At 32.5% G+C, this 20,236-nt stretch carries 16 protein-coding genes and 1 pseudogene; 11 read left to right on the plus strand and 6 right to left on the minus strand.

Going from position 1 to position 20,236, the window contains the following annotated elements:
- Positions 1 to 14 precede the first annotated feature (14 nt).
- On the minus strand, positions 15 to 1,487 hold the full coding sequence (locus VK90_RS21080) for an O-antigen ligase family protein (RefSeq protein WP_048374975.1): 1,473 nt from the start codon (positions 1,485 to 1,487) through the stop codon (positions 15 to 17).
- A 482-nt stretch (positions 1,488 to 1,969) separates the two neighbouring features.
- Between VK90_RS21080 and VK90_RS21085 the strand changes: the two genes are divergently transcribed.
- From VK90_RS21085 to VK90_RS31465, 3 genes and pseudogenes are all read left to right on the plus strand, one after another.
- Entirely contained in the window at positions 1,970 to 2,602 is a 633-nt protein-coding gene (locus VK90_RS21085; RefSeq protein WP_002174452.1) for a trimeric intracellular cation channel family protein, read from the plus strand.
- A gap of 249 nt (positions 2,603 to 2,851) precedes the next feature.
- A pseudogene (locus VK90_RS31460) lies at positions 2,852 to 3,229 on the plus strand (protoglobin family protein); the annotation flags it as partial.
- Positions 3,227 to 4,033: a methyl-accepting chemotaxis protein gene (locus VK90_RS31465; protein ID WP_442853654.1), complete on the plus strand. Its 807-nt coding sequence runs from the start codon at positions 3,227 to 3,229 to the stop codon at positions 4,031 to 4,033. The pseudogene VK90_RS31460 and the gene VK90_RS31465, both read left to right, overlap by 3 nt.
- Before the next feature lie 48 nt (positions 4,034 to 4,081).
- Here the strand turns inward: VK90_RS31465 and VK90_RS21095 are convergent, their stop codons facing one another.
- On the minus strand, positions 4,082 to 5,395 hold the full coding sequence (locus VK90_RS21095) for an ArnT family glycosyltransferase (protein ID WP_048374977.1): 1,314 nt from the start codon (positions 5,393 to 5,395) through the stop codon (positions 4,082 to 4,084).
- Positions 5,396 to 5,783: 388 nt separating this feature from the next.
- On the opposite strand from VK90_RS21095, the gene VK90_RS21100 reads away from it, so the two are divergent.
- The 3 genes from VK90_RS21100 (at position 5,784) to VK90_RS21110 (ending at position 7,597) form a co-directional block, all read left to right on the plus strand.
- On the plus strand, positions 5,784 to 6,296 hold the full coding sequence (locus VK90_RS21100; protein WP_048374979.1) for an acyl-CoA thioesterase: 513 nt from the start codon (positions 5,784 to 5,786) through the stop codon (positions 6,294 to 6,296).
- A gap of 209 nt (positions 6,297 to 6,505) precedes the next feature.
- Positions 6,506 to 7,234, plus strand: coding sequence for a glycosyltransferase family 2 protein (locus VK90_RS21105; RefSeq protein WP_048374981.1), 729 nt, complete (start codon positions 6,506 to 6,508; stop codon positions 7,232 to 7,234).
- A gap of 6 nt (positions 7,235 to 7,240) precedes the next feature.
- Positions 7,241 to 7,597: a DUF2304 domain-containing protein gene (locus VK90_RS21110; protein WP_048374983.1), complete on the plus strand. Its 357-nt coding sequence runs from the start codon at positions 7,241 to 7,243 to the stop codon at positions 7,595 to 7,597.
- Positions 7,598 to 7,674: 77 nt separating this feature from the next.
- Here VK90_RS21110 and VK90_RS21115 read toward each other — a convergent pair whose 3' ends face one another.
- Entirely contained in the window at positions 7,675 to 8,952 is a 1,278-nt protein-coding gene (locus tag VK90_RS21115) for a glycosyltransferase family 39 protein (protein WP_048374986.1), read from the minus strand.
- A 225-nt stretch (positions 8,953 to 9,177) separates the two neighbouring features.
- Between VK90_RS21115 and VK90_RS21120 the strand changes: the two genes are divergently transcribed.
- The 4 genes from VK90_RS21120 to VK90_RS21135 all read left to right on the plus strand — a co-directional run bounded on the left by VK90_RS21120 (position 9,178) and on the right by VK90_RS21135 (position 15,715).
- Positions 9,178 to 10,158: a glycosyltransferase family 2 protein gene (locus tag VK90_RS21120; RefSeq protein ID WP_048374987.1), complete on the plus strand. Its 981-nt coding sequence runs from the start codon at positions 9,178 to 9,180 to the stop codon at positions 10,156 to 10,158.
- Between the two features lie 93 nt (positions 10,159 to 10,251).
- Positions 10,252 to 11,667, plus strand: coding sequence for an oligosaccharide flippase family protein (locus VK90_RS21125; protein WP_048374990.1), 1,416 nt, complete (start codon positions 10,252 to 10,254; stop codon positions 11,665 to 11,667).
- A 346-nt stretch (positions 11,668 to 12,013) separates the two neighbouring features.
- Positions 12,014 to 14,689, plus strand: a complete 2,676-nt coding sequence (locus VK90_RS21130; RefSeq protein ID WP_048374992.1) for a YfhO family protein — start codon at positions 12,014 to 12,016, stop codon at positions 14,687 to 14,689.
- A gap of 87 nt (positions 14,690 to 14,776) precedes the next feature.
- Complete coding sequence (locus VK90_RS21135) at positions 14,777 to 15,715, plus strand: glycosyltransferase family 2 protein (protein WP_048374995.1); 939 nt, start codon at positions 14,777 to 14,779, stop codon at positions 15,713 to 15,715.
- A gap of 75 nt (positions 15,716 to 15,790) precedes the next feature.
- Here VK90_RS21135 and VK90_RS21140 read toward each other — a convergent pair whose 3' ends face one another.
- Together VK90_RS21140 and VK90_RS21145 are read right to left on the minus strand one after the other, a co-directional pair.
- A complete protein-coding gene (locus VK90_RS21140) occupies positions 15,791 to 16,729 on the minus strand; it encodes an SDR family NAD(P)-dependent oxidoreductase (protein ID WP_048374997.1) in 939 nt (312 codons plus the stop codon).
- Between the two features lie 57 nt (positions 16,730 to 16,786).
- Positions 16,787 to 17,359, minus strand: coding sequence for a TetR/AcrR family transcriptional regulator (locus VK90_RS21145; protein ID WP_002174462.1), 573 nt, complete (start codon positions 17,357 to 17,359; stop codon positions 16,787 to 16,789).
- A gap of 169 nt (positions 17,360 to 17,528) precedes the next feature.
- Between VK90_RS21145 and VK90_RS21150 the strand changes: the two genes are divergently transcribed.
- The gene (locus tag VK90_RS21150; RefSeq protein ID WP_025146972.1) at positions 17,529 to 19,082 is read left to right on the plus strand and encodes an ABC-F family ATP-binding cassette domain-containing protein; all 1,554 of its coding nucleotides are present in this window, start codon (positions 17,529 to 17,531) and stop codon (positions 19,080 to 19,082) included.
- A gap of 133 nt (positions 19,083 to 19,215) precedes the next feature.
- Here VK90_RS21150 and VK90_RS21155 read toward each other — a convergent pair whose 3' ends face one another.
- Complete coding sequence (locus tag VK90_RS21155) at positions 19,216 to 20,091, minus strand: TetR/AcrR family transcriptional regulator (protein ID WP_048375001.1); 876 nt, start codon at positions 20,089 to 20,091, stop codon at positions 19,216 to 19,218.
- Between the last annotated feature and the right edge of the window lie 145 nt (positions 20,092 to 20,236).

Genomic DNA, 20,236 nt, shown 5'->3' on the forward strand with positions numbered 1-20,236 from the left:
AGCTTTTATTTTTATCATTCAATTTCTAGATCGACAATTAGATAAGCTAACACCACTACAAAGTAAATACCAACTCCTGGTGCTGTCAAAATATGTCCTGCAATATATGCAATGCCTAGTGCTAATACTAAGCTTACTGAAATCATTCCATATTTTATATTAAATATTTCCTTAAATCTTGTAATAAATGCTAGTAGGATTCTTAAGCCGTAATAAATAAATGGAATCATTAGTAATGCAAAGCCAATAATTCCGAAATCATAAAACCAATCATGGAAGTCCATTTCAATTAACTTCGGATCTGGTTGCTTTTGTTCATTATACTTAAAGTTACCTGCATAACCCATTCCTAATAGCTTTTGTGACATTGGCGCTTCTTTAAAGAACTGCTTATGTCTCTCTTCATATACTTGACGTCCGCTGAAAATAAGATTTTCTTGATTTTCTTTCTTTTGCTCCTTCTCCAGCTCTTTCTTAACTTCTGCTTCTATCTTTGCCTTTTCTTCTGGCTTTTCAACTTTATGTTGTTTTTCTTCTTTTTCTTTAATTTCTTGTTCTTTTTTTATTTTCTCTTTAATTTCTTGTTCTTTTTGACCTTGCTGCGCTACGTTTTGTTCTGATAAATAGTTATTATGAATACCCATATTTTGTGCTAATGGTGTCTTTTTAAACGTTCCAGCAACACCAGCTAATAGAACAATAGCAATTAGTGCATTAAGTACAAGAGATTTTTTGTTCGGGTTTTTTCTATCAAATAGTAATTGTAGTACAATAATTCCGATTGCTGCTGCTAACGTAGCACCAATTGAACCCATTCCTACTTTCGTACCAACTTGAATTAACGAGTAAATCATTAAAAGCGATGGAATCCAATATAAAACTTGTTTCACGCTCTTTGTTTTTTGAATAGAATATAGTACCACAATAGGGAAAATAATAGCTAAGATTGAACCTAGTTCATTACCTGCATAGAACCACCCTCGGGAACCAACTTTCATCCATTCATAACTACCAAAGTCTGTAGATGTTGAAATAGAAATAACCATAATAGCGTTAATGATTAATGTAGAATATACAATGCTATTTCTGACTTTATCACTAATATTTACTGTCTTTTTCAATGATTTTAAAGCTAAAATGTATGACCCTAGCATAATATATATATATAATGCCTTCGCAACAAACTTAACTTCTTCACTCAGTACAATAGGATTCTTAACTAGTTTATTATTAATAAATCCAATTCCTAATACTACTGCTAATAATATAAGGTAAATTAAAAACTTTCTATTTTCCTTCTCTTTCGCCTGAATTAAAATGTAAATACCACCAACAGCCATAATAAGAAATCTTACTAAAATTCCAACAGTGGCATTTGCCTTTAATAAAATGATGCTAAGAGACGTTAATAAATCCAAAACAGGCTGTAAAATAATAAAAAAGAGCAAAAAATGCTCAAATCTAACCCTAGCTTGATTTGCTAACATTCCAAGACCTCCATATAAAATCTTTACATTATCTTTTAATCATAGTTTTCTATCGTTTAAAAAACACCTAGCAATTATAACATAACTCATATTTAAATTGAGAACTATTTTTTATGCCGAAACTAGTCAAATCCAGCATTATTAGTAGTAGAGGATATTGTCCTTTAGCTATCCTTCCCTATCCCTATAAAAACTATCTAACACCCATTTACTTATTTTCGACAATATAGAAATATTTTTTTATCATTTTATATAAATGTAAAACTACTCTTTTTCTATTGTCCCCCCTCCAACTAAGCCACAGCAAAAAACTACAAAATTAATCTCTCAGCACTTTTTTAATTTACTTTCCAAACATTTTCAAACGCTTTCTTTATGTATTTCATCCGTTTTTCTACATGTAGCGAAAAGTAATTGTTATTTCCAAAACTTTAGTGTATATTTTTTCTCTGGAACATCTTTAAGAGAAAGGGATTAAGGCCATGTTATTAATCGATATATTTACGTTTCTTGGCATTATCGCCGCTGCCATTTCTGGTACATTAGTTGGTTTGAAAAAAGATTTAGATTTATTTGGTGTCCTTTGTTTAGCTGTAGCTACTGCGCTCGGCGGCGGTATTATTCGTGATATTATGATTGGTAACCTGCCTCCCGTCGCATTTGTAAAACCCATTTACTTTTTCGTAAGTGTACTATCAGCATTATTCACATGTATGTTTTTTGAGCGTATTAATAAACTTCAAGTCGTTATTATGCTTTCTGATGCTGTTGGTTTAGGTGTTTTTACAGCTATTGGTGCAAATGCAGCAATGTCACATCACGTTGACGCCTCGTTCTTAGTCGTTTCAATGGGAGTCATTACAGGTATTGGAGGCGGTATTTTACGCGACATTTGCGCTCAAGATATCCCTTATGTATTCCGAAAAGAAATATACGCAATCGCTTCTATTTTAGGAGCAGTTAGCTTCCTAATCACACATGCACTGGGGGCACACGTGTTAGCTTTCTATGTTTGTTTATTAATAACATTCGTTATTCGTGTCGTCACCGTAATATATAATGTACATTTCCCAGTTTTCTTTAAAACACATGCAAAGATTAATAAAGGTCATTAAGAGAATTCTATAAAGAATTCTCTTAATTTATATACAATTCTACATACTATAGAGTAATTTCATATATACATATATAACTATATATGAACCAAAAAATGAAAGCGCTTTACAAACAGGGGGGGAAGAATGATGCTTGGGGTTTTTAAAAAAAATAACAATAAAACAAGCGCCAGTATAATTGAATTAAGTAAAGGCCAACAAATAATATTTAACGTGCCCGTTAATTCTGAACTGAAAACTCAAATGGATATGCTGCATATTTCAAAGGAAGATTTACAAATTGTAAAAGTACTACAGCCTTTTATTTATGAGGAAATAGATTGGATCACAGAAAAATTCTACACCAATATCACAAAACAACCTAATTTAATTGCTGTTATTGAACGCTACAGCTCTATTCCAAAATTAAAACAAACTTTAAAGACACATATTAAAGAATTGTTCAGCGGGAATATGAATGAAGATTTTATTAAACAACGTGTTAAAATTGCAAAAAGGCATGTACAAATTGGTTTACATAGAAAATGGTATACTGCCGCTTATCAAGAATTATTTCGCTCTGTCATGAAGATTTTACAAACAAAATTTTCGACAATAGAAGATTTTTCTTATTCTATAAATGTAATAAATAAATTATTTACATTAGAACAAGAACTTGTTATTGCAGCCTATGAATCTGAATACGAAAGAATTCAAAAAGAGCATGAAAAAGAAAAAGAACTGACTGCTATGACGATTACACATATTGCAACAGAACTAGCAGCTGTATCTGAAAAAACAAGCTCTTCTATTCAAAAATTAACATCTAAATCAGAAAATATCGTGGGCATTGCAAAAGCAGGTACATCATTAGCTACGACATCAGAAGAAAAGGCCAACAAAGGAAAGGAACAATTAAATCTGCAAAACAAACGAATGGAAAGCATTCAAACAAATATGGAAACTATTATTACAGATACTCATGAACTTCTTGATATTTCTAACAAAATTAACGAAATCATTGATATTGTGAAGTCAATCGCTGAGCAAACAAATTTACTCGCATTAAATGCCGCTATTGAGTCTGCACGCGCTGGCGAATTTGGTAAAAGTTTTTCAGTTGTGGCAGGGGAAATTCGAAAGTTATCAGAGCAAACGAAAGAATCCATTTCCAACGTTACAAAACTCGTTGAAAAAACCAATGAACAGATTATACACGTCTCTTCTTCCGTAGAACAAATTAGCTCTCTCGTATCTGAAGGGACAGATAGTATGCATGCGACAGATCAATATTTCCAAGAAATCGTAAAAGATATGTCTAACTCTAAAGAACAAAATAAAAAAATTGAAAATGAGTTAGAAACTATTTCACAGGTAATGAAGAATATTCAGGACGATTCTTCAAAAATGGCCATAACAGCTGATAGTTTACAGCTAGAACTAAACCGATAGGGCGACTAATAATCCATCTATAAAAAAAAGAATCCGAACTGGATTCTTTTATTTTCTGAAAAAGACCTTTTGGCAATAAAAATAACTTATATAAACACCAAAGCTTTGTAAAATAAACAAAGCTGGCATAATAATATTATAATATGCCATATCTACTTGAAAGAGCCTTAATGATACGTATCCACCAATTAATAATAAAAACAACATATATCCTTCATTTTGTTGTTTTTTAATAAGAAAATGTAATAAAGCTATGACCATAAATAATGTTACCGCTATATATATAAGTTTTTCACATTTAAAAAGAATCGAGTTTATTCCCTCATCTGAAAACTCGTTAATTACCGGCTTTAAAAGCTTAAATCTTTCTACTTCAATCTCTTTTAACTTTTGATCAATGTGCTCTTTTACACTTTGATTTCCAGACGTTTTTTCTCCATTTTCACTTTTTCCAATTAAAACAGATTGAACATACGTCTCATTAGAAATCGTATACTGTGACATTTCCATCGTCTTGATCCCATAGCTCACGCCAAAATGAGTACTATAAAATAGAATAAGTATTCCTATCATTTTTAATAGCAATTTTTGCTTCGTTGCTGATTGAAATAATTCAATTAACAGCACATATACAGCTATAAAAATGGGTAAAAATAACCCCAGCGGGAAAATCATATTACTAAGTGCAAATACAATAGCTGAAATCCCCCACATATAAGGATGATCTAATCCTTTATATAAAAGTATGTAACAAGCACAATAAAATAAAAATATTGCGAGCGATTCCGCCGTTAATAAAGAACTCATACATATATTTGGAATATATAAAGCGTAAAACACAGAAGCAATACGACCACACTCTTCCCCAAACACCATTGATGCAATACGATAAATGAAAAATGCGGTTCCTGCGCAAAATAAAATATTAAATAATTGTAAGGTAAATACCGTATCACCAAATATACGAATAACAATTGATTCATAAATAATAAAAGGTAACTGAGTTACATCCCCTATGTTATTACCAATTGCAAGCTGCTTTGCAGACTCATACATAGCTTTCATATCACCTATCATTGGAACGTCTGTAAACAGAACCACGCCAAGTCTCACAACTATAGATATGCTTATAAGAAAAACAAGAAATTGTTTATCTGTAAAACGATATTGCAAAATCGATGCCACTAACAAAATGAGGATAATAAAAATTACCAGTACGATTGTTACACCTGTTGTACTTCCTCCAAAAAATTGCTTACTCGTTTCAAAAGCGGACCAGCAACTATAAACAAAAAATGCGAGCATCGCACCTATCATTATTTTACTGAAGAAAGACGAAAAATTTGTTTGTATATGATTCATATGTCCATTGCACCTCTATTTCCATTCATAACAAAACGATTCTATCATGAATAGGCACACGGCTGATAGGGAATTTCTATGACAAATACATAGTCATCACTTTTTCACTTGCAATGTAAGCGAATCCTCTTTTACACTACATTTTATATACGATAAATTTTCTTTCAGTTACATGAATACAAATACAGAAGTTTTAATAAAGTGCAACTTTAATCAGTAAGGATTTTATTCATCCCCCACTAATTATTAGCCCACACCAATCAGGCTTTTGCGGGATAATCCTCTTCAAGAACACTTTACTTCGTTAAATATCTAGTATTTTTTAATAATTGAGTATTTCACTTACACATGTCACTCTGATTGAAAACAGAAAATAGGGGCTGAATATATGGAAAAGAAATTCATGCGAGAATCAAAAGCAATTAAAACAACACGTGTTTTTCCTAATGATTTAAATAATCATCAAACACTTTTCGGAGGAAAACTATTAGCAGAAATTGATAGTATCGCTTCAATTGCAGCTGCGAGACATAGCCGTAAACACTGCGTAACAGCATCTATCGATTCCGTTGATTTTTTAACTCCAATTCACCAAGCAGATTCTGTTTGTTATGAGGCTTTCGTATGTTATACAGGAAAATCTTCAATGGAAGTTTTCGTAAAAGTAATTGCAGAGAATTTATTAGCAGGCGAACGTAGAATTGCTGCGACTTGCTTCATTACATTTGTCGCATTAAAAGATGGAAAACCTTCATCCGTACCACAAGTACTTCCTGAAACAGAAGAAGAGCACTGGTTACACACAACCGGTTTAGAACGCGCGGAAAACCGAAAAAAGGGACGTTTAAAAAGTAAAGAGATGGCTGAAGTTTTAACTTTAAGTAAGCCTTGGAATATTTAACATAATCTTCTCATCATACATGCACGGGCTCTTCCTTGCATGTATTTTTTATTATAAAAAATACTATCGCTTGCCTTTGTATTCAGTGGTATCCTCCTAAAATCACCCATCAGTTTTTCCTTTATTTTCTTATACTTTTAATGGTATATTAAGTAAAGTTGTTTAAAAATAACCATAATGTAGTTAAATATGTAAGGGGTGGTGCGGTAATGTCTATCGAGGTACCAATTTCAATACCAAAAACTTTAATTATTATTCCAGCCTATAATGAGGAAGAAGCAATTGCAGATACATTAACAAGATTACTAGAACTAAAACAACATTTTACAGAGTTAAGCATTTGTGTTATTAATGATGGTTCACAAGATAAAACAGCTCAAATCGTAAAAAATTTCCCTGTTCATCTTATTAATCTACCATATAATCTGGGCATCGGTTCAGCTGTACAAACTGGCTATAAATACGCATATGAGAATGGATATGATATTGCGATTCAGTTCGATGCTGATGGACAACATAACCCGGATGATTTATACAAAATTATACAGCCTATTGCTGAAGGCCAATGCGATATGGTGCTAGGTTCACGCTTTACAGAAAAAACAGCTTATAAAGGTAGTATTTCAAGAAGAATCGGTATTTTTTATTTTACTGCCCTATTGAAAGTGTTAACGAAACAAACATTTATGGATCCAACTTCTGGATATCGTGCTATCAATCGAGAAGTAATTCAGATTTTTGCACACAATTATCCAAAAGATTACCCAGAGCCAGAAGTCCTTATTCATTTAAAAAAGAAAAAACTTCGCATTAATGAGATATCTGTAAATATGCAAGAGCGACAAGGTGGACAATCTTCCATCACACCTCTTAAATCTGCATATTACATGGTTAAAGTAAGCCTTGCTATATTGATGCAAAAAATCGTGAAAGGTTGATAGTGAATGCATATAATTACCTTTTCATTCATCTTTATTTTGTTATTATTCTTCTTAATTATTAATTCTATTCGTCGCGGGGCTTTAGAAACAAAATATGCTATTTTATGGATTTTCGTTTGTGTTGCAATGGCTATTTTAAGTTCTACTGATAAAATTATAAATTGGATTGGAAAACTATTAAAAGTAGAATATCCACCATCCATCTTATTCTTATTTGGATTATTATTCTGTTTCATCTTAATTTTTGACCTAACAAGAAAAATTTCTAAGCTACACCATCAACTTGTAACATTAACGCAAGATTATGCATTATTAAAGCAAAAATTAAAAGTAACGCAAACTGAAACAGATAGCGAATAATTTTTTTGTATTTAAATATTATAATATATAAAAAGTACCTTAATTCTTCTAAGAATCAAGGTACTTTTCATTTCAAACTATTTGTTTCTAATTAATAGTTTACTAATTTTCATAACCGTTGCCACGGTTCCTACTCCAATTATAATAAATAAAAATGGGATTAATGGTAATGCATATCTTTCATATGCGGCATAAAAACATGTTAAAGCTGTTTGCAGTAAAAGGATTGACCATAAAAATGTAGTCTCTCTCCACCTTTTTAAAAGGAAGATAAATGAAAGTATTGTACATATTAAGAACATCGTCTTAATAAAATTATGTATTTCATTCATATCCTTTGCAGAAACATTGAATACTTCAATATTATGCTCTATAGAATAATACGGTTTTTTCCACATAATTTCTGGCTTCAAGATTAAATAACTCTCTATCATGGAATTCTTATCTGTTTTCCACCATTCTTTCATTTTATCTTTCGCTATTTTTTCTTCTAATTCCATAAATTCATGTGCTTCCAGGTTAGGGTACTTTGCGTGTAATTCTATTTCAAGTGTTGCCATATCCTTACCTTCTGGGTAGCCTTTCCCTTGATACGTTCCAAGTAATAACGGATTCCCTGCCCCAGCAGTTAGTGGAATAAATTTATCAAATTGAATGTAATTGCGGGCCCACCATGGTCCAAGTACGATAAGTCCTATTCCTATACTTATAATCGCTTGCTTCATCATAACGCGGAATGGATAGCGCTTCATTAAGAGATATATAAATAATGGTATTGGATATAAAGCAACTTGTACGCGTAAGTACAATGCTAAAAAGTAGAAAATTAATACAATTAGAAAATGTTTCGTTTTATGAGTATCAGCTAATTTTAAGCTCCAATATAATAATCCCAATGAAAAGAATAAAAATGGTCCTTCTGTTAAAGTTAAATTTTCTATAACAATCTCTGGAGGATACACAGCTAATAAGAAAGCACCTATTAATCCTGCAGCGGGATTCAATAAATAAGTACCAATCTTATAAGTTAGTAAAATACTAAGTACCCCTAATAGGATAATAATTAATTTAGCTACAAAAAGGCCTTCATTACCATTTCCAAAAAAGTAAAATACAGTAGCTAAAAACGCTGGAAAACCTGGCATAATATGAATAGTTGGTTTATCCGGCTCATGATATGTTAACATTCCTGTTTCCAATAAAATAGTTGCCGTTTTTTGATAACCTATATCATCGCTAGCTATAGTCAAATCTGCACCATGTGTTTGTAAAGTTGCAAAACGAAGCGCAAAACCGACTATCATAATAATCCCTAAAAGGATTACATTAGATTTGCGAGTAAATCGCCTTAACATCTCATCTTCTCCCTTCAAATACATAATTTTCAAATTATATTTCTATATTTTTACAAGACAATATATTCTATAATAAATACTTTTTATACAAAGTACAATAATAGAAAGTTGATTTACAAAGTTTATATGCGTTAAACTGATACAGATGTTCTTGTAATCTTCTTCCTTTCAAAAGGCTTGTATATATGGTGCAAGACATAAAAAATTTGAGGAGATAAAAATTCTATGATGGAACAAAAACAACTTGTTTCTGTTGTCATACCCCTGTATAACACAGAAAAATATATTGAAGAAACGATGCAGTCAATACTGGATCAAACATATAAAAACATTGAAATTGTAATTGTAGATGATGGAAGTAAAGATCAATCACCTTCTATCGTAAAAAATCTTGCAGAAAAACATCCGGGTCAAGTAAAATACGTTCACCAAAAAAACCAAGGTGTTTCAGTAGCTCGTAATACAGGGATTGAAAATGCTAGCGGAGAATACGTCGCTTTCCTTGATAGTGATGACTTATGGCACCCAACAAAAATCGAAAAACAAGTTGAAAGCATGCATAAAAACAATATGAACGCTTGTTATTGTGGCTATATGAACTTTTACGAAGAAACTGGAGAAAAAGTTGAGCACACGACAAACTTTATTAAAGGTGATATGACCAAACCTTTCTTAACGCATCAGGTTGTTGCTCAAACGAGTACTTGGATTTTCAAAAGATCTGTCGTGATGGATCATAACATTCGTTTCACACCAGGATGTAGCTGGGGAGAAGACTTAGAGTTTCTATTTAAATTAATGAGTGTAACAAACGTATGCTATGTAGATGAATATTTGACATATTACCGAATTTTATCAGAAGGGAATCTTTCTTCAAAGTATAAAGATTATGATTTAAAAACAGAAAAAGAATTAGAAATATTTAATCGAATGAAAGATTGGGTTCATAATAAGTCAAAAGACTTAATCGTGAATGATTCTACCGAACTTATTGAAATTCTTGAAACTTACCTATTCCCATATACGGTTATTAATAACGCTTGTATATACATTAAGGGCAACTCTAAATTAGATAAATCACAAGTTCAACTAATCAAAAGCGATATAAATACATATTGTCGCAAAATTTATTCAAAAAATGGAAAACGAAGCAAGAAGTTATACGCGATGCTTTGGTTTGTACGAATCAAATTTCTGTTTTCTTAAATAAAAATAAGCTTCTAAACATTCTTTCCGTAAAAAAATCAAATTTACAAATAGGACAAAGTGTGTCCTGAAGAATAGAAAGGTCTTTTTTCCATGAAAACAAATAAAATCCTTAAAAACGCTTCCTACCTATTTGTAGGAAATATTACTGTTCGATTTGTGCTTGCTATTGCAACAATTCTCTTCGCAAGGTACGTTTCACCAGATGAGTATGGGATGTTTACAACTGCATTAGCAGTTTCCGCTGTTATTTGTTATTTCACAGATGCAGGTTTGACACATACATTTATGCGTGAAGGAACAAGAAGTGATGCTAACATTAGTGTACTGATCAGCAGTTATTTACGCATTCGTTTAGTATTAGCTATCGTAATTTCTGTGCTCTTCGCTATTTTTGCTCAGTTCTTCTATACTGATGCTTACTTACGTGCCATGGTATATTGGGTTGTACTACCGACCATGTTTGGAGCAACTTTACAAGGTGTTGGAATGGCTTATTTCCAAGTGACAGAACGTATGCAATTTACAGCGATTATTTCTGTACTACAAGGTGTAACAGCCGCAGCTGCGCTTCTACTAGGAATGTCATTTGAATGGTCACTTATGATGGTCGCTGCCATGTACGGGATATCTAGCCTTGTAACAGGAGTCATTGCCTTTATAATGACAATCCGCCATACAACAGTTCATAAAGGCTGGGACAAAGGTATTTTAGATCAACTGCTTATTTTCACAATTAATGGGATCATCATTATGCTTTTACCACAGTTAGGACCCATTATATTAGAAAAAGTTTCGACATATAAACAAGTTGGATTCTTTGGCGCTGCATCGAAAATACCTGCTGTACTTTATCAAATACCTGGTGTGATTGCAGCTGCCTTTTACCCAAAGTTATTTGCTTTTGGAAATGAAAAGAATATTGATGAACATAGAAAGCTATCTCAGTTCGAATTAAAACTTATGTCTTTCTTAGGGATGGGAATCTCGATTCCATTTATCGCCGATCCAAGTTTTTGGATTGTTACTTTATTAGGCGAAGAATATGCACCAGCTGGTGATGCTCTTGCAATCCTAGCCTTTATGGTTATTTTACAATCTATCAACTATCCACTTGCTGATAATTTAACAACTATTGGTCAACAGTGGAAGCGTGCGACAACGATGGGAATTGGATTAGCTGTCGCTATCATAAGTTACATTGCATTAGGCAGCCAATTTGGAATGATGGGAGCTGCGGCAGCTGCGATCATTACCGAGATTACATTATTAATCGGATTTACTTTATTCGTTCGTAAAGGTTTTTCATTACTATTCAAAGGAATAATATTCAATGCACTAGCGTTTATAATCAGTTACGCAATATACCGTACAGCGTTAATTAACTTACCGCCACTAATAGCTTTAACACTTACTGGTATATTGTACGGTATTATCGGTCTTGCCATTGACCCACAAATACGTGGATTGATTTTAGGATTTATAAATAAAAAGCTGGCTCGAAAATAAATAAAAATAAAAACTTCAAATTAAATTTGAAGTTTTTATTTTATCTTCTTCACTTAGAATGAGCCCTGTTTTCAATCTATATCTTAAATTGACTTGCCTTTCTGGAATGATTATACTTGGAAACGAACAGCCCTAGATGTACAACACCTAGTATTAAAGCAATCCGCAGTTAATCTTCTATACAAACATTAACTCGTTATACCATAAATTACACAACAGAAAACTTTATTACTACCGTTAAAAATCGTCGATTCATCCATAGTTTTTCTTCATTATAAAACAATATCTAAATATGGAGAATACGGATTAAATCTTAATAATTGTATTGGGGAGGCTTATTCATTTAATGACTTCAGAGGGAAATAAAAGAACATTTTTTACTAAAAGCACACTTATTATCATTCCATTATTAATAATATGTGCATTTGCTTTTCATTACTTTTTCTTAAAATCAGACAATGTATTTTCTAGTACGGGAGATGCATTATCACAATTTAGCTTCTTTACATTCCTTTTACAACATGCATTTAAAGATGGGAATTTATTTTGGTCTTGGGATTATGGCTTAGGTGGAGATTTATTCGGGGAATTTAGTTATTACTATAGTACAGCACCATTTTTCTGGCTTACGCTTCTACTTCCTAAACTAAATTTTGACCAAATCTTTGAGATGAAGCTATATATGAGTATTTTAAAAAGTACATTAGCGATGTTATTCATGTATGGTTCTTTACGTTATCATAATAAAACTATTTTTTCTTCTTTCATTTCTGCCATTATATATGGAGGATGTGTGACTTTTATTCGCCATTCTTTATTATGGGATTTCATGGCAGATGCTATAGTGTTTTTACCTTTAGTAATATGGGGATTAGATAAATATATTTTAGAGCGAAAAAAGGGATTATTCCTGTTTGCAACAGCACTTATGCTTGCATCAAATTTCTATTTCGCCTTCATTACTAGTATTTTCATCTATATTTATGCCTTTTTCCAATATTTCGCTACACAGCAGAATAAAACAATTAAAACATTTATAACTTATTATATTAGAATTGCTTTCCTATATTCTTTATCACTAGGTTTAGCCGCTGTTTGCTTTATACCATCTGTAAATGGGGTATTTAGTTCAGATCGACTAGCTACAAAATTTACTATTCCATTATTTTTTGAAGATACGTTTTATAAAAACTTAATGGAAAGTATCTTTTTCATTAATAATACAGAGGATTATCAGCTCGCATTCCCAGTTTTCATCCTCTTCCTTATTACAAGTGCGCTTCTAATACGCAATAAACTTGTCACAAATAAGTTACTCTTTACTGGGTTTATGTTAGTTCTATATATGCTTCCATATACGTATTCCGTATTTAATGGCTTTTCCGCTATGCAATACAGATGGTTTTACTTATTTGCATTTGTAGTTGCGCAAACTGTCGCCTACATTTTAGACTGGATGCTACTTAATAAAAAGAAGGTTAGCTCTTTAATAGGTCCTTTGCTAGCAACAGCACTATTTATTTACGCATTCTATAGAAAAGTAAATATAAACGGACAACCGCTAGAAACGATTGATAAAATTTTAATTGGCACTACTGCTTTATCTATTATTACAATATTACTATGGCGCTATTTGTCAAAAGTAGCTTTACAGTGTTTCATTATATTAAATGTACTGGTCAATGTAATATGTATTAATTACGTCTATTCAGATATTGCTCTTAGTAAACACTTTAATCAAGCAGGCGCAACAAAAGAATCATTACATGGGCCAGGTCTCGATAATAAGGATGAAATTGACGCAATTCGTTATATACAAAATCAAGATAAAGATTTTTACCGAATTATCAACCCAAACAATAATTATAAGAATACACCGATGCTGCAAGGTTATCATGGTACAAGTACTTATCAAAGCTTAGTCAATCGTGATGTTCATGACTTTATGAAGAATAAGTACAATGTTTTCCAAGGATATGATAGCCCATCTATGTTCTTCCAGTTAGATAAGCGACTATTCCTTGAGAACATGCTAGGGGTAAAATATTATGTATTAAGTGAAGGTGCTAATAAAACTGATATTCCATATGGTTATAAGTATTTACAACAAGTAGGTCCTTACAACATTTATAAAAACGAATTTGCACTGCCATTAGGCTATGTATACGAAGCTGGAATAAGTGATGAAGAATTTTCAAAACTTAATTTCGCTGAGAAAGACCAACTTTTATTAGATGCTGTAGTTGTAGATAATGTTGGAAGTCTTCCGTTAAAACAATTTAATACAAAACAGCTAGATTCAAAACAAATTAAGATTAATCCAAATAAAATTAAGTGGGAAAATATAGATAAAGAGAAAGATATACTCACTGTTCATGAAAATGGGCGTATAATAGTACCTGTTGATAATACCGATATGTTAGGTGATCTCCTTGTTGAAATTAAAATTAGAAATATAAATAAGGAATCATTTGGGGTTACTGTGAATGACAAATCTATGATAAAAGGTAATGAAGATGGAGCCTATGCTTACCCGTTAGAAAGATTTGTTTACAATTTAGGAAAAGATGCGAAGCCAACTGAGCTAATCATTTCTATCCCTACTCCTGGCCAATACGAGTTGAAAGACTTACAAGTCAACAGTACCAACTATAAAACTGTCCCGAAAAAAGTGAATACTTTAAAAGAAAATAGCCTACAAAATATTTACTATAAAGGTAACTACTTAAAAGGTAATATTAATTCTACTAAAGATGGATTACTATATTTATCTGTACCGTATAGTAAAGGATGGTCAATAAAGGTTGACGGTAAAGAAACTGAGTTTACGAAGGCTAATTCTTCCTTTATTGGTGTTCCTATTTCAAAAGGGCAGCATGTAGTTGAAATGAAATACGTCACACCTTATTTCAAAATGGGTCTCGTTATTTCTATCATTTCATTTATCATTTGTATCTCGCTTCTAGTTCTTGGAGATAGGGATCGATATACAAAATTTAAAAATCGTTTTAAAAAAAGTTAGTAAAATAAAGTGAAGTAAAAGTTGAAGATAATTGCTTCAACTTTTACTTCATGCCCAGTTTAAAATTACATCTAAGGAGGTCCTAACATGACCCTTTCAATAGTAGTACCTTGTTATAATGAGGAGAAGGTACTCAGAGCTTTCTATTCGGAGACTTCTCTTGAAATTCATAAACTAACTACTGATTATGAATTTGTTTTCGTCAATGATGGAAGTAAAGATAATACATTAGAGATTCTACGTGACCTAGCCGATTCAGACTCAAATGTGCATTATATATCATTTAGTAGGAATTTTGGAAAAGAAGCTGCTATGCTTGCCGGTCTAAAGTACGCTACAGGCGACGCTGTGGTTATTATGGATGCTGATTTACAACATCCGCCCGAACTAATAAAAGATATGTTAGACGGCTATAATAACGGCTATGATCAAGTAATTGCAAAGCGAACTAGAACAGGTGATTCACCAGTGCGCTCTTTCGTTTCTCGCCTATATTATAAAGTCATGAATAAATTCGTTGATATTGAACTAGTAGATGGCATCGGTGATTTTAGACTTTTAAGTAGAAGTGCAGTCGATTCATTACTATCTCTAACTGAATACAATCGTTTTTCAAAAGGTTTATTTTCTTGGATTGGTTTCAAAGAACAAATTATTGAATACGAAAATGTATTACGTTCTGACGGAGAAAGTAAATGGACTTTCTCTAAGTTATTAAATTACGGGATAGATGGTGTAATTTCGTTTAACAATAAACCATTGCGATTATCTATATACCTTGGATTATTAACAACGCTTTTAGCTGTTTTATATGTAATCACTACATTTATTCAAATTACTGTTAGCGGCGTCGATGTACCAGGATACTTTACATTAATTTCTGCCATATTATTTATCGGTGGCATTCAACTCATTTTCCTAGGAGTTATCGGTGAATACATTGGTCGTATTTATTATGAAACAAAGCGTAGACCACATTTCATTGTAGCAGAAAAAAAAGTTAGTAAAGTAAAACAAAAGGCTTAATAAAAAAGTTACTTCTATTTACAGAAGTAACTTTTTTTAATATTATTCTCCACTATTTGCAGGCATTCCAATTAATTAACGTTTCATTTTACCCATATACTCAATAGTTTCTCTTATCCCCTCGTAATAAGGCGTTTTAGGAATTTCTCCTATATACTCTTCATATTTTTCACCACTTAATATAACTGGTCTTTCTACTAAATATAACATCTCCACAAATTCCTTCATTTGTTTATCTAATAGTCCTAGTATCCTAATAGCCCCCTTATTTACCGCTATTATCGATTTTTTATACCCTACTAACTCTCTCATATATTGAATCATCTCTTCCCCTGTAATCACGCCACATCCTGGTATATTCCAATTTTGCCCGTACGCTTCATCACGTAATGCCAATTCAACTATCGCTTTTGCACCATCTGGTGTAAAAATATATTCACGTGCAATCTTTTTATCTCCAACGAAACTAGACACTTTATCTGCAAGTACTCCTTTTAATGTATGATGGACAAGTGTGCTTTCTGCATTTGGACCATAAAAATCAGGGAAATGAGCAATAAACATTTGTACATTCGCCTGTTTTGCCATCTCTTCAAGTTGCAAACGAATTTTCCCTTTCTTTGTATGTGGTCTCTTTTCAGCATCTTCTTTTACAAGCTCTCGTCCTTGCTCTCCATACGCATAAATATTATCAACTATCCCTAACTTGATACCATAGTATCTCGTTACCTCTAATATATTTATTAATAACTTTGCTTGCTGTTTCTCCCACTCCGAATATGGAATGTTTACAGCATGGAATATAATATCAACGCCTTTCGCAGCTTCCATTATATCCTCCTGTATAAATACATCTCCCGCTACAACTTTCACATTTTCTTCTCCAGAAAATAATACCTCTAATTTCTCTTTATTCCTCGCAAAGGCCGCTACGTGAATTCCCCGGTTACATAATTCTTTTACAATTGCATACCCCATTGATCCAGATGCTCCTAGCACTAAAGCTTTTTTCATTATAAATCCCTCCCAATTAATTAACCACTGTTCAATTAATATTAAAAAGAAAATCACTTACATAAGAAGCGATTTTGAAATAAACTCCACGTGTACTTTAGCTAATCCTCTTACTTCTTCAAATGTTTGATCACTTCCACAATAGTGTGCCACAAACCCATGTAATGATAGAAAAACAGACCATATTGTCATTACATTTACCTTCTCATTACACAAAGAAGATACAACAGTAGCAAATTTTTCGTAACTAACATTTGGGCCATCTGCTAAACATTCTTTTAACTCATCATCTCTAATTAAAAACATGATTTCATAATGACTTTGATTTTGCAAACCAAATTCAATAAAACCAAATAAAACAGCTTTTAATTGTTCCTCTTGTGGCAAATTTTGATCATTAATCTCATCTAACTTTTGATTTAGCAACTGAAAATCTTGTTCTACCATTGCATAAAAAAGCTCTGCCTTATTTTTAAAATGATAATAGATGGCACCGTGACTATACCCTAGTTCCGTTGCGATTTTACGCATTGAAGTATGCTGATACCCTTGTGCTATAAATAGGTCCCTTGCTACATTCATAATCATTTCTCTCGTTAATTCTTGTTTAACTGCCCTTCTTGGCGACATTTTTCATACCTCACATTTTAATTGACCACTGTTTAATTTATATTATAACTTTTTCCTAAAAAAATACAATATTCTTCTTACAAAAAGATACATTTCGAAAGGATAGCATTATACTCAATAATTTAGTATCATGATTCAAGGTACTATTTCAAGTTGGACGGAGGATACTATGAGCTTATTAACAGTCGAAAAACTAGGACATACATTTGGTGATCGTACATTATTTAAAGATGTATCTATGCGATTACTAGCAGGTGAACACGTTGGATTAGTCGGTGCAAATGGTGTTGGCAAATCAACATTTATGAATATTATTACTGGACAGCTTATTCACGACCAAGGTCGTGTAGAGTGGACACCAGGCACACATTACGGTTACTTAGATCAGCATACAGTTTTAACACCTGGTCGTACAATTCGTGACGTATTAGCTGATGCATTTTTACCTTTATTTAAAAAGGAACAGGCGTTAAATGAAGTTACAGAAAAAATGGGAACTGCTACACCAGAAGAATTAGAGGACCTTCTTGAGCAGATGGCAGAAATACAAGATGCACTCGAAGCAGGCGGTTTCTATTTACTAGATATGAAAATCGAAGAAGCAGCACGAGGTCTTGGAATTGATGCGATTGGTTTAGATCGTGATGTTTCAGCACTAAGTGGTGGACAACGTACAAAAGTATTGCTTGCAAAACTTTTACTTGAGCAACCAGAAGTGTTATTACTCGATGAGCCTACCAACTATTTAGACGTTGAACACATTCATTGGTTAACGAATTATTTAAAAGAATACCCGCATGCATTCTTATTAATTTCCCATGATACAGAATTTATGAATAAATGTGTTGATGTTATTTTCCATCTAGAATTTACGAAAATGACGCGCTATACAGCGACATACGAAAAATTCCTAGAACTAGCAGAAATCAATAAAAACCAACATATAAACGCTTATGAAAAGCAACGTGAGTTTATTAAAAAGCAAGAAGATTTCATTGCGAAGAACAAGGCTCGTTATTCAACTACAGGTCGTGCAAAGAGTCGTCAAAAACAGCTTGATCGCATGGAGCTTATTGATCGTCCTGAAACAGCAATTAAGCCAGAATTCTCATTTAAAGAATGTCGTGCAAGTAGCCGTTTCGTCTTTGAAGGTGAAGATGTAGAAATCGGATATACACACCCATTACTACCAAAACTAACAATGACAATTGAACGCGGTGAAAAAATCGCTATCGTTGGATGTAATGGTGTTGGTAAATCAACATTATTAAAAACGATTTTAGGAAAAATTAAACCATTAAGCGGTAAAACGAGTCTTGGTGACTTCTTAGAACCTGCATACTTCGAACAAGAAGTAAAAGCTGATAATATAACACCAATTGATGACGTTTGGAACACATTCCCTAGCATGGACCAACATCAAATCCGTGCAATGTTAGCGAAATGTGGATTGAAAAATGAGCATATATCTCGCCCTCTAAGTCAATTAAGTGGTGGCGAGCAAGCAAAAGTTCGTTTATGTAAGCTAATGGGTGAAGAAAGTAACTGGATATTATTCGATGAGCCAACAAACCATCTTGATGTTACAGCAAAGGAAGAACTTCAAAAAGCTCTGAAAGCATATAAAGGGACAATCCTTCTTGTATGTCACGAACCAGAATTTTATGAAGGCTGGATCACAAAAACTTGGAATGTTGAAGAATGGGCAGAACAAAATAAATAAGCCTTAAATTATTTCATTATAATTGTAAAATAAAATCCGTTCCTAGAAAGCATTTAGGAACGGATTTTTTTATAATAACGAAGCTTTCAGTAGCTTCAGGCCAATAAGACAAAAAGATTAAACTAACATTTCATTATTTCAACTCTATATTATAATATCGAGCTAACCTTAATCGAAAATCCTTCAAATCATTATACGCTTCCAAATTCGCTAACATCCCTCGAATAACTGGAATCCTTGGATTTTGAACTCTCATTTCTGATTCTAAAACATCTAAAGTGACTAAAACCTCATCATTTTCCAGTTGATCTGCTAATGTTCGCTTTAATATAATAATTTCTTTCAAAAAATGCTCTTTCACCTGTTCCTTAATAAGCTCTGAGCTACAAAAAAACTCCCCCATCTTTTCCTCATTTAAAACAGGTTCCTCCGAAGAGTCTAGAAGCCCTTCTACTAAATGGTCTACTCTTTTTAAAATAAATGAAGAAACATAAGAGAAATCAATTTCTGGTTCATTTAAAATAATTAACTGTAAATAACCATGGCATATCCCTTCCACCATAATTACCAAATCTAATAAATATGGACTGACCTTTTCACCATAAATAGACAGTAAGCTATTCCGATAAAATGCATGAGACTCTAATTTCATCCGCATCATAAACTCTTCCACTTCTTTATTAAACGGAATTGCATTTTCTCTTGCATGCATAATAATAAATTCTTTATGTCTTTGCACATCAGTAAACTGACAATGTAATTGTTTTGCAAATTTTTCACGTGGTACTAAAGATTCTTTCTCAATATCCAGCATTTTCTTTTGGATTTTGTCATAATAATATCGAAGTGTCGCTAATAAAAGCTCGTCTTTCGATTTAAAATACAAATAAAAAGCCCCTTTCGATATACCACAGGCGGTGACGATTTCTTGTACTGACGTTGCTCTTACACCCTTAGTCGCAAATAACTTCATAGCCATCTCTATAATTAAGCGCTCTTTTTCTTTCATATCTTCTCTCCTAAACCTATTTCGCATCTTATGTAAATTTAATCTTATATTAGCAAGCAGCAAAACTCCTCCCCAAAAATTTAACGGAACAAACAAGTTATTTTTGAGGCCTACTATCTATTTAGAAGTTCAATTAATAAAAGCT

Origin of the sequence: Bacillus sp. LK2 (assembly GCF_001043575.1) — a bacterium.
In the GTDB taxonomy this organism is placed as follows: domain Bacteria; phylum Bacillota; class Bacilli; order Bacillales; family Bacillaceae_G; genus Bacillus_A; species Bacillus_A paramycoides.

Bases quoted from the DNA above. Each gene is read 5' to 3' on its own strand.
- VK90_RS21080 (WP_048374975.1), bottom strand. From the start codon at position 1,487: ATGTTAGCAAATCAAGCTAGGGTTAGATTTGAGCATTTTTTGCTCTTT.
- VK90_RS21085 (WP_002174452.1), top strand. From the start codon at position 1,970: ATGTTATTAATCGATATATTTACGTTTCTTGGCATTATCGCCGCTGCC.
- VK90_RS21095 (WP_048374977.1), bottom strand. From the start codon at position 5,395: ATGAATCATATACAAACAAATTTTTCGTCTTTCTTCAGTAAAATAATG.
- VK90_RS21100 (WP_048374979.1), top strand. From the start codon at position 5,784: ATGGAAAAGAAATTCATGCGAGAATCAAAAGCAATTAAAACAACACGT.
- VK90_RS21105 (WP_048374981.1), top strand. From the start codon at position 6,506: ATGTCTATCGAGGTACCAATTTCAATACCAAAAACTTTAATTATTATT.
- VK90_RS21110 (WP_048374983.1), top strand. From the start codon at position 7,241: ATGCATATAATTACCTTTTCATTCATCTTTATTTTGTTATTATTCTTC.
- VK90_RS21115 (WP_048374986.1), bottom strand. From the start codon at position 8,952: ATGTTAAGGCGATTTACTCGCAAATCTAATGTAATCCTTTTAGGGATT.
- VK90_RS21120 (WP_048374987.1), top strand. From the start codon at position 9,178: ATGATGGAACAAAAACAACTTGTTTCTGTTGTCATACCCCTGTATAAC.
- VK90_RS21125 (WP_048374990.1), top strand. From the start codon at position 10,252: ATGAAAACAAATAAAATCCTTAAAAACGCTTCCTACCTATTTGTAGGA.
- VK90_RS21130 (WP_048374992.1), top strand. From the start codon at position 12,014: ATGACTTCAGAGGGAAATAAAAGAACATTTTTTACTAAAAGCACACTT.
- VK90_RS21135 (WP_048374995.1), top strand. From the start codon at position 14,777: ATGACCCTTTCAATAGTAGTACCTTGTTATAATGAGGAGAAGGTACTC.
- VK90_RS21140 (WP_048374997.1), bottom strand. From the start codon at position 16,729: ATGAAAAAAGCTTTAGTGCTAGGAGCATCTGGATCAATGGGGTATGCA.
- VK90_RS21145 (WP_002174462.1), bottom strand. From the start codon at position 17,359: ATGTCGCCAAGAAGGGCAGTTAAACAAGAATTAACGAGAGAAATGATT.
- VK90_RS21150 (WP_025146972.1), top strand. From the start codon at position 17,529: ATGAGCTTATTAACAGTCGAAAAACTAGGACATACATTTGGTGATCGT.
- VK90_RS21155 (WP_048375001.1), bottom strand. From the start codon at position 20,091: ATGAAAGAAAAAGAGCGCTTAATTATAGAGATGGCTATGAAGTTATTT.